Below are 12,561 nucleotides of genomic sequence, written 5' to 3' on the forward strand. Positions count from 1 at the left end.
TTTGTTGTTAGAATAAACTAAAACTATCTTATTTCCTTAATTCCTTTCATGAAAATCCATTTCATGAATAATTTCTCTCCGTCTTTCGTTTTTACGGATTGAAATTTTGGTGCCAAAAGTGTTCCTATAACAAATGCGGTTAACGGAATCCAAAAACTAGTTAAATTAGTAAAACGTTCCACTAAAAATCGGGCGGAAATAAATAATATTGCAAAACATCCCAGTTGGTACAGAAATGCTCGTATTTGTAATTTGGTCATAATAAATTATGATTTGTAAGTTATGAATATTATGTGTTTTTTAATCTTATTATTCCGGAGTGCTGTCTGAAATCTGATCCGTATTATCGGAATCCTGAACAACTTGAAACTTCGTTCTTTTGCTTCCTTCGTACATTTCGTATTTTACTAAACGTGCTTCTAAACCAGCATTAAAAAGCTTGATTTTTCTCGAAGGTTTTAATCCTACAAATTTCAATGCTTCCAGATTTGCTGTAATCATCCAAGCATTAGTTCCCGGATAATTTTTCTTCAAGGTATCACCAATACTTTTGTAAAATTCTTCCATGTGAATATCCAAACGCTCATCATACGGAGGGTTGAAAACTATGTGCAGTTTCCCTTCTGAAGTTTTCTCAGTATCAAAAAAGTTCTTTTCTTCAATAGAAATATACTCATCAAGATTCGCATTTTTGATATTATCTTTGGCTTTTTGAACGGCACTTGGTGCTTTATCATAGCCTTTTATGGTGTAATGAAACTCCCGAATTCGTTTCAATAAACTGTCTGAAATAGCATCAAACAAATCATTGTCCCAATCGTTCCATTTTTCGAAAGCAAATTCTTTACGATTTATATTTGCCGGAATATTACAGGCAATCATTGCTGCTTCTGCTAAGAATGTTCCCGAACCACACATTGGATCCAAGAAATCAGTTTGTCCGTCCCAACCGGAAAGCAATAGAATTCCTGCTGCCAAAACCTCGTTTATAGGAGCAATATTGGTAGCGGTTCTGTACCCACGTTGATTCAATGCATTTCCTGAAGTATCAAGCGCTACTGAAACCTGGTCTTTATCGATATGGATGTTGATTCTTAAATCAGGATGTACTTTATCAATACTTGGTCGTTGACCTGTTCTTTCTCTGAACTGATCCACAATCGCATCTTTACACTTTTGGGAAACAAATTCTGAGTGATTAAAATATTCCGAATGTACCGTTGTATCAATCACAAATGTCTGATTGGCATTCAGTAATTTAGACCAATTCACTCCCGAAATGCCTTTGTATAAAGCCTGTTCGTTATTTGCCTTGAAAAAATAAATAGGTTTCAGAATTTTCAAAGCCGTACGTAAAGACAAATTTGCTTTGTACATAAAACCTTTATCTCCTTTAAAACTCACCATTCTCACACCCTGCTCGACGTTTTGTGCGCCCAGCATTTGCAATTCTTTCGCTAATATTTCTTCAAAACCAAAAAAGGTTTTGGCAACCATTTTATAATTATTTTCCATTGTAAAATCAAGTATTCGTTGCAAAAATACACTAAATTTGCATCAATCGAATTAATTGAAAAAGAATAAATGTCTGCAGCACAAAATCCGCCAACTGAAAATCATCTGAAATCATCTGAAAACTGGTATACCTCTTGGTTTGATACTCCGTATTATCATATCCTTTACAAAGACAGAAACTACAGGGAAGCGCAGGTTTTTATGGACAATCTTACCCATTATCTTAATCTTCCTGAAAAAGCAAAAGTATTGGATTTAGCCTGTGGCAAAGGCCGTCATTCTATTTATTTGAACCAATTAGGATTTAATGTTCTTGGTGCTGATTTATCTGAAAACAGCATTGCTGAGGCTTCTAAAAACACGAATGAAACGCTGCATTTCAAAGTTCACGACATGCGCGAACCTTTTGAAGAAAAATTCGATGCTATTTTCAATTTATTTACCAGTTTTGGTTATTTCGAAAATGACGAAGACAATTTAATCACGCTAAAAGCCATCAAAGAAAGCCTTTCGGAATATGGTTTTGCCGTAATCGACTTTATGAATGTCAACCAAGTACTCGAAACCTTGGTTCCTGAAGAAACAAAAACAGTCGAAGGAATCGATTTTCATATCAAGCGCTATCTAAAAGACGGTCATATTTTCAAGGAAATTGACTTTGAGGATAAAAGTCAAAAATTTCATTTTACCGAAAAAGTAAAAGCCCTTACCCTAAAAGATTTTGAGGAATTAATGGAAGAAGCCGGAATTTATCTATTGGATATTTTTGGCGATTACAAATTGAAAAAATTCCATAAAACAGACAGTGAACGCCTAATCATGATTTTTAAATAAATGAATTACCTTTTACCTTTACTTTCTGTAATCATAGGATATATCGTCGCCTTGATTATACGACCAAAAAACAAAACCAACCTAAAATTGTTATTGGCTTTCAGTGGTTCTTTTTTACTTTCATTGACTGTGATGCATTTATTACCGGAAGTGTACGAAAGCGCCAACCCTAACATTGGAATCTTTATCATGCTGGGGATTTTGTTCCAAATCATATTGGAGTTTTTCTCAAAAGGAGCCGAACACGGTCACGTTCACGGACACGAAATAATAACCCAAATCCCGTGGTTGCTCTTCATCAGCCTTTGTATCCACGCCTTTCTGGAAGGATTTCCCGTGGGTCACCACCACGATTTAGCCATAGGCATTGCCATTCACCATTTGCCCATTGCCATTATTCTGACTACCTTTTTCATCAACGCCAGTCTGGATAAAAAGGCCATCCTTTTTTTCATGGTTACTTTTGCCATTATGACGCCGCTGGGAACCATCCTGTCTGATTACATGCCGATATTAAACGTGTATCATACTGAAATCACAGCCGTTGTAATAGGAATATTATTTCATATTTCATCCACCATTATTTTTGAAACCAGCGAAGGACACAAATTCAATATCGCCAAAGTTTCGATGATTGTAATAGGAATCGCCTTGGCATATTTTATATAATTTTAAATCTAATACCCAGGAAATTTAATTATTTTCTGGGTATTAGATTTAAAATTTTCTAATTACCCGTTCTACTTTTTTCTTCTTGATTTCCAAAATCGCGCTGCTTCACATTGATTTTTTTGTTTCCAAAATTATAAATTACAGATAAACGAGCAAATTGGTTGCTCATATTTTGGCTATACACCTGTTTAACTCCATTTACAACTGAAACGTCATCTTTTAAATAAGACGTATTAAAAATATCATTGGCTAGAAAGGCAATCTGCATTGTTTTGCTCAACAATTCCTGTTTAAAACCAATATCAAAACTCGACGTATATCCTGTTTCATACAAACCGCTTTTATAAGGCGTACTATAATTAAAATCTATTTGCAATTTTGTTGCTTTCCCTAACGAGAATGTATTGTTTGTAGAAAAATCGACTTTCAGACTGTTTGATTGTTTTGCATTAATATCTTTTATGAACTTAATTTCTGATCCTGAAAAAAACAATGAATTTTCACTCTGCCACCAATCTGCAAAATTGGCTGAATAACTTTCTCCAACTCCATAAGTAAAACCTTTAAAATAATTCTCTCTCGTCACAATTTGCGTGTTCGTTTCTGGATTTGCGTTAAATATCACGCCATAACCATCCGTAATAGCATTTAAGAAAATGCTGGTTCTTACTATTGTTTTATAAGAATGTACAAATTCAAAATTATCACTAAAAGATGGTTTCAAAAAAGGATTTCCTTCTGAATAACTATTACTGCTGATATAAATTCTAAACGGATTCATTAAGCCAAAACTCGGTCTACTGATTCTTTTTCCGTAGTTTAAACTAAAATTATTGTTTTCATTTTTCTTATAAGAAGCATAAAATGTTGGAAATAATTTCAAATAATTATTTTCTGTTTCTTGATTCAAATTTTCTGAAAAACCATTCGTTTGTGTATTTTCCAAACGTACTCCGAATTGAAAATCCCATTTTTCATTGATTTTTTTTTCTCCGTTAATGTAAATCGCCTGATTATTTTCGGTGTATTTAAATTGGTTTGATTGGTTAGGATCTAATTCTGGAATTCCAGTAATTGTATTATAATAGACAACATCGCTATTACTGTTTGTAAAACTCATTTTTGCTCCGTAGGATAAATTTAAGGCTTGAAGCGGATGTTCCATATCAGCCTTGAAGCTCAGGTTATCAATAGCCTGATTCGAAATATTTCGTCCTGATTGATTGACATCGACAAAAGTTCCATCTGATGAATAGTTATTCGCTTTAAAATCATTGTCAAATTTCGAATTGTAATTAAAATAATCTACATCAAATGATAATTTTCGGTTTAAAGAATCCAGTTTTGTAATCAAATGCACATTATAAGTTTGATTGCCTGAATTCCTGTCAACAACGGTATTATTGAGAGTATAGTTTTCTAATTGATTTTGAGCATTGTATCTATCAATTCTAATCTCTGCGTCTAAATCTGGATTACTTCTATCCTTTAAAAATTGAAAACCAATGGTTGTTTTTTCTGAAAAATCATAATCTAAAGCTAATTTTCCAGATCCGTTTTCCTCATTTAATTTTGTTGTCACATCCATCCTTGTAGGCCCTTCAACGAAATACATATTAAGAGATTCATCAATATTTTTAGCGCCCGTTTTTCCACTAACGCTGGCCGAAAATCTAAACTTATTTTTACTGTAAAAGAAGTTGTTCCTTAAAGCATAAATTCCATATTTATTTTGATCATACGAAGCTGTAGTGGTATTTTTCCAGGAATTACGAGCACCTTTTTTCATTACAATATTAATCAATCCGCCAGTTCCTTCGGCTTCATATTTTGACGAAGGATTACTTATAATTTCGATATTTTTAATATCACTTGACGAAATAGATTTCAAGAAATTATTCAGTTCTTCGCCAGTTAATTCAATCATTCTTCCATCAATCATGACACGAGAAGTTCCTTTTCCTAATATATTGATAGCTTTATTTTGTACCACAACACCCGGTGCTGTATTTATTGCACTCAAAGCATCGCCACCAACCGTTGTTACATTATTTTCAGGATTATAAACCAAACGATCTATTTTTTGTACGATTGTGTTTTTTTTACTTTTGATTACAACTTCTACTAAATTTGTTGCGTTTTCTTTCAAAATGATTGTTCCTAAATCAGTATCATTTTCTATTGCAATCTCTTTTTCAAATTCAGAATATCCAAGCGACCTAATTTTTACTTTATAAATTCCTTTATTCAAATTCAGCTCAAAACTGCCGTCTTCTTTTGTTGTTGCTCCGTTTATAATTTTTCCTTCTTGATTTACAATTACGACATCTGTCCATGCTAATGACGTTTTTTCATCGGCAATTTTTCCATTTAATTTAAAGGATGTTTGTGCTAAACAAAATAAAGGCAATAATAAAAAGATAAGGAGGTTTGTTTTTTTCATAATTTCTAATTTTAAACTTGTTCGATTAATTTGAAGCAAAGTTGCCTTAGAAAATTTCAGAATTCGACCGACAAAAAAAAGTCGAACTCATTTTCTCAGAAGAAATGGGTTCGACTTTATTGAACACAAAGTACGACTTTTTACAAATCACTTATTATGAAGCGTTTCGATAAGCTGTCGGCGTTAGATTAGTATGTTTTTTAAAAGAGGTATTAAAAGAAGATTTTGAATTAAAACCTACTTCATACAAAATTTCCAAAACCGTAAGCTGACTCTTGGATTGATCTTTAAGGATATTCATTGCTTTTTGAATGCGATATTCATTCACAAAATCAAAAAAGTGCTGGTCTATATGATGATTAATCAAAACAGATAAATCCCGAACCGGAATATCAATTTGATTTGAAAGCTCCTGAATGGTAAGCGACGGATCGAGAAAAGGTTCTTTTTCTATCATATAGTGTTTCAACGCCGAAATTTGAGCCGAAATTACTTCATTTTGATGGTCTTTTACTTCGGCATTATTTACATTTTCCTTAGGAAGAATATCTCTTGCTAATTGTAATTTGGAATCAATCCCACGAAAAAGTTCGGGATGGTTCAAGGCTTTTAATACAAACCAGCAGCTTATTATTAAAACCAGAAATTGCATTACTACATTTGCCCAAATCCATAGCAATTCGAAATCAGTAAATCTTATAATATTCTTAGCTATAGATAAATAATACAAAATAAAGAACATAATGGATATTTGAAATAACCATTTAAAAACAGAAGTTTTGGGATTCGTATAATTTTCCAGATATACTTGTCTATACTTTTTTAAAACCAAAAATATTCCAATACTATACAATACAATTTGCATGGATAACATAAACTGGAAATAGTACAATTCAGGCATTTGATTACGATGGTCATAAAACTGCATTTTTTCAACATCATTTAAAAAGTAGAGTCTGAAGATAAAAACTACATTTGTGATTATAAATGGAAGTGTGTGCAATAAATGCTTGGTTTTTAACCGAAAATCAGCAAAACAAACTGACAATACATACAGATAAAAAACAGGAAGTACCAAAGCACAAATAGTCCATCTGAAAAATTCTAAATTAAGATAATCTTTAATCAAGTCATCATCAATCAAAAGACCGCTATTGTCAATTACAAAAAACAGTAAATAGGATGCAAATAGTCGGTTTGCTAATTTGTTTTTTGTTTTTACAGTGAGTAAAAAGAATGCCAGTAATAATGAAACAAAAACTGATATTTTGGCCATACCCGTTAAAAAGCTAATTATATCCATTCCAATTTTTTAATTATTCAACAAATATAATATTTTAGTTCATTCAAAAAGGTTCTAAAAATTGCAATAAAAAAGATTAATTTTGGGGCTGTCTAAAATCACTAAAAACCAAATTCAAATACTTCTTCGGGTTTTTCCACACAGTTTTCGACGTCGTGGATAAAATTATCGATTTGTTCTTTGGTTACATTTGGCATACAGATGATGTGCGAGATATCGCCTTCGGTAGCCAATTGCCATTTCGATTTTATTTTTTCGGAGACTTTAGGGAATACAACCGTAATGGCATTAGGGTTTCGCCAAGCGTTAATGCCAATTTCTTTTAGTCTTTGCTCGCAATATTCCGCAATTTCCAAACTATGTAAATACCGTTTTTTTAAACCGTTAACCCCTAGTTTTTTAAGAGTATACCATAAAAATAAGGGGCAATGTCCATTTCGGGATCCCGTAATGGTAGTGTCCAGTGAACCGATATAGGAAATCCCCTTTGAGATTCGGTCTCTGTTGGAGCGTTTTGTAATGATTACCCCGGTTGGTATTGGCGAACCAATAAATTTATGACCGCTAATAGAAATACTGTCCGCGCCATCTTTGAAGTCAAATGGGAAACGAGGTTCCATGAAAGCTCCGTAACTGCCAGACAAAGCGGCATCGCAATGGATGTAGCTGTCTTGTATCGCCAAACCTTTTAAGATATTTCTAATTTTAGAAACGTCATCTTTCGCTTCTTTCATAGTCGTACCAAAGGTTGTCAACACTATGGCGGGCTTGTGCCGATTCATTTTTAGGGTATTCTCAAAATCGGTATAATCAATCTCACCGTTTTCTTGTGATCGGATGACAATGCTTGGAATATTTAGCAAATGAATGTTTTTACGAACACTATAATGGGTCGATTCAGAGTAATAAACCATTGCTTTTGGATATAATTCCCTTGCCAGATATAAACCGTACAAATTACTTTCGGATCCTCCATTAGTTACGTAACCCCAATAATCTTTGGGATTCGCTCGGAACAATTTGGCAAAAAATCCAACAACTTCCCTTTCCAGTTCATGGGTCTGCACTTTATAGGTGCAGTCTTCAAATGGATCTCCCAGATTATTAATCGGGTATTTTAAGAAATGATTAATTTCTGAATAGTCAAAATCTTTTGAAACAGGATAGCCCAAGAAATTGTCTCTTGCATTTTCAATAAATTGTTCTAATTCAATTAATCGTTGGTTATCTTGTTCTGTTAATGACTCTGAAATTGTTTTCATGCTTTTGAAATGTTTTTTTTTTTGCAAAAATACTTTAATTGAAATGCAATTCTATTTATCGAATCAAATTCGAAATATAATTCTACATTTGCTATTAATTGAAGAATTTTAATATTGAATTGCTTCAATTTTATTTTTCAAACAAGATAATTTTTCTGCTATGGATGCAACAGACAAAAAAATATTAATGCTCCTGCAGCAAAATGCAAAGCTTAATACGAAGGAAATCGCCGAAAAAGTGGGCTTGTCAGTCTCTCCCACGTTTGAGCGGATAAAGAAATTAGAACAAAAGCAATACATCAAAAAATATGTTGCCCTGTTGGATGGCACAAAAATCGGAAAATCGATCAGTGTGTACTGTCAGGTTACCTTGGCCGTTCATTCGAGGGAATTGATTGATGATTTTAAAAAACACATCAACGAATTGCCTGAAATTATGGGATGTTTTCATGTTTCCGGCAACTATGACTTTTTATTAAAAATTGCCGTTAATGACATGAATGAATACCAGAAATTTATAATAGACAAGCTATCGGTTATCAAGGGGATTTCTAACGTGCAAAGTTCCTTTGTCATGGAGGAGATAAAAAATGACATCGCTTATACTTTATAGAAAGGAGTTTGTGTAGTCAAACACCTTGATGCCTCCATTATTTACTCGCTCTTCTTTTCTCTTCTTCATTTCCAGAATTTCTTTGTATCCTATTATAAAAAAAACATTTTAAATCTTTGCGACTTTACTCCTTAAATTTCGGGATTGCGATAAAAAAGATTAATTTTGGGGTTGTCCAATTACAAGAAAAATGACCTTTACAAAAACTACCGAACAATCCTCAAAATACGAACATTTAGAAAAAATGTCGGTTCCAGAATTGTTATCTAATATCAATCAGGAAGACAAAACCGTTCCGCTTGCCGTAGAAAAAGCATTACCACAAATAGATCGTTTAGTAACTGAAATCGTTGCCAAAATGAAATTGGGCGGTCGATTATTCTATATTGGAGCAGGAACATCCGGGCGTTTGGGAATTCTTGATGCTTCGGAATGTCCGCCAACCTTTGGCGTTCCTTTCGATTTAGTAATTGGGATTATTGCCGGCGGCGACACCGCAATCCGTAAAGCCGTAGAAAACGCCGAAGACAATACTATACAGGCTTGGAAAGATTTAAAAGCGCATAATATAAATAAAAATGATGTCGTTGTAGGAATAGCAGCTTCGGGAACAACGCCTTATGTTATTGGAGGATTGCAAACTTGCAACGAAAATAATATTACCACAGGAAGTATTTCTTGCAATGCAGAAAGCCCGCTTTCGCAAACGGCAAAATTTCCAATCGAAGTAGTTGTAGGTCCGGAATTTGTAACCGGGAGTTCCCGTATGAAAGCTGGTACCGCACAAAAACTGGTACTCAACATGATTACAACTGCTACCATGATTCAACTGGGGAAAGTGAAAGGCAACAAAATGGTTGATATGCAACTAAGCAATAGTAAACTGGTTGATCGTGGCGTGAAAATGATTATGGGAGAAATTCCTGTTTCTTATGATGAAGCTACCGAATTATTGAAAAAATATGGCAGTGTTAGAAAAGCAGTCGATAATTATAGTGGTCAGTCCCGATAGCTATCGGGAGTAGTCAATATTAAGTAATCAGGTTGCAGATAACCTTTAACTCATAACTTTTAACCCTTAACTCATAAAATGGCAACCAACAAAGAACTATTATCAAAAGGAATCAAATATTTAGCGGGAGCTTTACCATTGCTGTTTTTGGGGCCGGCAGTGATTTATAATGCTTTTATGAATCAACAAAATGTGTGGCATTATTTGGTTTTAGCAATAGGAATAATTGCTTGTTTAGCAGCTATGCTTTTGATGTTTTTGGGTTTAAAAATAATTATGAAAAGTTTATTTAACGACTAATGGAAAACTTAATTCATGTTCAAAAAACATTTGAAAAAATCGTTTACATTGATAAAAAAGTAAACAATAGAGAATTTGAAGATTGCGTTTTTAAAAACTGTGATTTATCGAATAGTGATTTCTCCTATAGCACTTTTATGGATTGTGAGTTCATTGATTGCAATTTATCCATGACCAAATTATCAGGAACAAGCTTAAAAGGGGTACAATTCAAAAACTGTAAATTGCTGGGTATCCAATTTGAGGAATGTGATGACTTCTTGTTTAAAGTCAATTTTCAGGAATGTGTTTTGGATTATTCGTCGTTTGCTAATAAAAAAATGCCTAAGACAAAATTCAATTCCTGCTCGTTGAAAGACACTACCTTTATTGGAGCCAATCTTACGAGTTCCGTTTTTGACAACAGTAATTTGGATGGCGCTATTTTTAACAATACGCAATTAGCTGGAGCCGATTTTTCAAAAGCATCTAATTTTAAAATTGATCCTGAATTCAATCCCATGAAAAAAGCAAAATTTTCAACACAGGGAATCGTTGGACTTCTGGACAAGTATGACATCAAAATTGTGTAACCATGGAAACAAATATTGCCTATCTTGAAAGTGCGAAAAAGCAGTTTTTGTATTATAAAACACTGGGAGAAAAAGCCATAGAACAACTTGAACCAGAGCAACTTTTTGTCGCCGTAAATGAAGATACAAACAGTATTGCCACGATTGTAAAACATCTTTCGGGGAATATGCTTTCACGTTGGACCGATTTCCTTAATAGTGACGGCGAAAAAGAATGGCGCAACCGCGATGCTGAATTTGAAAATGATTTACAATCTAAAGAAGCAGTTTTAGTCGCTTGGAATAAAGGCTGGGAATGTTTATTCAATGCTTTAAACGGATTACAACCAGAACAACTTTCACAGATTATATATATCAGAAATGAAGGCCATACGGTTGTGGAAGCGATCAACAGACAATTGGCACATTATCCATATCACGTTGGTCAAATCGTTTTTTATGCCAAACAACTAAAAAATAGCGATTGGGAAAGTTTATCAATTCCGAGAAATAAATCAAAAAGTTACAATGCGGATAAATTTGCACAAGAGAAAAGCATCAAGAATTTTACGGATGAAGAATTAAAACGGTTAAAATAATAGCTACAATCAGGACACGAGTGAAGCGAACTGAAGAAGTAAACAGCTCCAAAAAATTAAAAATAAATACACTTAAGAAATGAAAAAAATAATACTCCTCCTCCCATTATTGCTACTAATGTCGTGTTATGATGCGGAACGCAATTGCAAAGATTTTAAAACCGGGAAATTCAAGTTTGAATATGAAGTTAACGGCGTAAAAAAAATTGCCCTTTTTGAACGTAATGACAGTATTGAAATTGAAACTTTTGAAGGAAAAACAGATACCGCTTCGATACGATGGGTAAACGATTGTGAATATGTTTTACTGAAATTGCACCCAAAAAACATGGCTGAGGAAAAGGCAATTGGTATGAAAATTTTGACAACCTCAAAAAATTCCTATACCTTTGAATTTGGAATGGTTGGTGTTGATGAAAAACAAAGAGGAACTGTCACTAAGATTTCCGATTAAGCACATAAAATCAAATTAATTACAAATAATAACTAAATAAACATGGAAGTATTTTTAAATCCAGATGCTTGGATTGCCCTTTTAACATTGACTTTTTTGGAAATTGTATTAGGAATCGACAACATTATTTTCATATCAATTGCCACAGGGAAATTACCTGCTGAACAACGTAAGAGAGCCACGAAAATAGGAATGTTCCTTGCCATGTTCATGAGAATTGCGCTTTTATTTGGTATCAATTTATTGATTCAAATGAAAGAACCTTGGTTTCATATCGATTTCAGTTGGTTTTCAGCGGGAATTACAGGTCAGAGCCTTATTTTACTAGGCGGTGGATTATTCTTAATTTACAAGAGTACAAATGAAATCCGTGAAAAAGTAGACGAGAAGGGTCATGAAGAAAAAGAATTAGGTAAAGCGGCAACAAAATCATTTCAAAATGTACTGTTACAAATTATCATGATTGATTTAGTTTTCTCTTTCGATAGTATTCTTACGGCGGTAGGTATGACAAACGGAGTTGAAGGTGCTTTGTATATTATGATTACAGCAGTGGTTATATCAGTATTAGTAATGATGCAGTTTGCATTTCCAGTAGGGAATTTCGTAAATAAACATCCTTCAATTCAAATTTTGGGTTTATCATTTTTGATTCTAATTGGGATGATGTTACTTACTGAAAGTGCGCATTTATCGAATGCATTAATCTTTGGAAATCACGTTACACCAGTACCAAAAGGGTATTTGTATTTTGCGATATCATTCTCATTATTAGTTGAAGTATTGAATATGAAAATGAAGAAAAACAAGTAATTCTTCTTTGTAATTTTAAACAAAAATAGCCGCTCAATGAGCGGCTATTTTTGTTTAAAATTAAGATGATAAATTTACATTTGGTCAAAAAATTTACTTTTTCATAATACAATTCACCTAATTTGATAGCTATTAAAAAAAACTGGCTTAACATCTTATTTACTTTTCTACAATAGTTTTGCTTCAAATA

At 33.3% G+C, this 12,561-nt stretch carries 14 protein-coding genes; 9 read left to right on the forward strand and 5 right to left on the reverse strand.

The window, feature by feature from the left end; all coding sequences use genetic code 11:
- Nucleotides 1-23: 23 nt before the first annotated feature.
- Both E0I26_RS12670 and E0I26_RS12675 read right to left on the reverse strand, forming a co-directional pair.
- Nucleotides 24-260, reverse strand: a complete 237-nt coding sequence (locus E0I26_RS12670; RefSeq protein WP_131916834.1) for a hypothetical protein — start codon at nucleotides 258-260, stop codon at nucleotides 24-26.
- 49 nt (nucleotides 261-309) lie between these two features.
- A complete protein-coding gene (locus E0I26_RS12675) occupies nucleotides 310-1,515 on the reverse strand; it encodes a THUMP domain-containing class I SAM-dependent RNA methyltransferase (RefSeq protein ID WP_131916835.1) in 1,206 nt (401 codons plus the stop codon).
- Between the two features lie 69 nt (nucleotides 1,516-1,584).
- Between E0I26_RS12675 and E0I26_RS12680 the strand changes: the two genes are divergently transcribed.
- A complete protein-coding gene (locus tag E0I26_RS12680; RefSeq protein ID WP_131916836.1) occupies nucleotides 1,585-2,349 on the forward strand; it encodes a class I SAM-dependent methyltransferase in 765 nt (254 codons plus the stop codon).
- Nucleotides 2,350-3,018 carry a ZIP family metal transporter gene (locus E0I26_RS12685; protein WP_131916837.1) on the forward strand — a complete coding sequence of 223 codons (669 nt, stop codon included), beginning with the start codon at nucleotides 2,350-2,352 and terminating at the stop codon, nucleotides 3,016-3,018.
- A gap of 58 nt (nucleotides 3,019-3,076) precedes the next feature.
- Here E0I26_RS12685 and E0I26_RS12690 read toward each other — a convergent pair whose 3' ends face one another.
- The 3 genes from E0I26_RS12690 to E0I26_RS12700 form a co-directional block, all read right to left on the reverse strand.
- Nucleotides 3,077-5,464: a TonB-dependent receptor domain-containing protein gene (locus E0I26_RS12690; RefSeq protein ID WP_131916838.1), complete on the reverse strand. Its 2,388-nt coding sequence runs from the start codon at nucleotides 5,462-5,464 to the stop codon at nucleotides 3,077-3,079.
- Nucleotides 5,465-5,618: 154 nt separating this feature from the next.
- On the reverse strand, nucleotides 5,619-6,767 hold the full coding sequence (locus tag E0I26_RS12695) for a helix-turn-helix domain-containing protein (protein ID WP_131916839.1): 1,149 nt from the start codon (nucleotides 6,765-6,767) through the stop codon (nucleotides 5,619-5,621).
- A 101-nt stretch (nucleotides 6,768-6,868) separates the two neighbouring features.
- Nucleotides 6,869-8,029, reverse strand: a complete 1,161-nt coding sequence (locus E0I26_RS12700; RefSeq protein ID WP_131916840.1) for a histidine decarboxylase — start codon at nucleotides 8,027-8,029, stop codon at nucleotides 6,869-6,871.
- Between the two features lie 160 nt (nucleotides 8,030-8,189).
- Between E0I26_RS12700 and E0I26_RS12705 the strand changes: the two genes are divergently transcribed.
- From E0I26_RS12705 to E0I26_RS12735, 7 genes are all read left to right on the forward strand, one after another.
- The gene (locus E0I26_RS12705) at nucleotides 8,190-8,642 is read left to right on the forward strand and encodes an Lrp/AsnC family transcriptional regulator (protein ID WP_131916841.1); all 453 of its coding nucleotides are present in this window, start codon (nucleotides 8,190-8,192) and stop codon (nucleotides 8,640-8,642) included.
- Nucleotides 8,643-8,832: 190 nt separating this feature from the next.
- The gene (murQ, locus tag E0I26_RS12710; protein WP_131916842.1) at nucleotides 8,833-9,654 is read left to right on the forward strand and encodes an N-acetylmuramic acid 6-phosphate etherase; all 822 of its coding nucleotides are present in this window, start codon (nucleotides 8,833-8,835) and stop codon (nucleotides 9,652-9,654) included.
- 78 nt (nucleotides 9,655-9,732) lie between these two features.
- Nucleotides 9,733-9,954, forward strand: a complete 222-nt coding sequence (locus E0I26_RS12715; protein WP_131916843.1) for a DUF6095 family protein — start codon at nucleotides 9,733-9,735, stop codon at nucleotides 9,952-9,954.
- Nucleotides 9,954-10,526: a pentapeptide repeat-containing protein gene (locus E0I26_RS12720; protein ID WP_131916844.1), complete on the forward strand. Its 573-nt coding sequence runs from the start codon at nucleotides 9,954-9,956 to the stop codon at nucleotides 10,524-10,526. Before E0I26_RS12715 ends, E0I26_RS12720 begins: the two co-directional genes overlap by 1 nt.
- A gap of 2 nt (nucleotides 10,527-10,528) precedes the next feature.
- Complete coding sequence (locus E0I26_RS12725; protein WP_131916845.1) at nucleotides 10,529-11,104, forward strand: DUF1572 domain-containing protein; 576 nt, start codon at nucleotides 10,529-10,531, stop codon at nucleotides 11,102-11,104.
- Between the two features lie 79 nt (nucleotides 11,105-11,183).
- On the forward strand, nucleotides 11,184-11,558 hold the full coding sequence (locus E0I26_RS12730; RefSeq protein ID WP_131916846.1) for a DNA topoisomerase IV: 375 nt from the start codon (nucleotides 11,184-11,186) through the stop codon (nucleotides 11,556-11,558).
- A 42-nt stretch (nucleotides 11,559-11,600) separates the two neighbouring features.
- A complete protein-coding gene (locus tag E0I26_RS12735) occupies nucleotides 11,601-12,371 on the forward strand; it encodes a TerC family protein (RefSeq protein WP_131916847.1) in 771 nt (256 codons plus the stop codon).
- Nucleotides 12,372-12,561: the final 190 nt, after the last annotated feature.

Origin of the sequence: Flavobacterium rhamnosiphilum (genome assembly GCF_004349195.1) — a bacterium.
GTDB lineage: Bacteria > Bacteroidota > Bacteroidia > Flavobacteriales > Flavobacteriaceae > Flavobacterium > Flavobacterium rhamnosiphilum.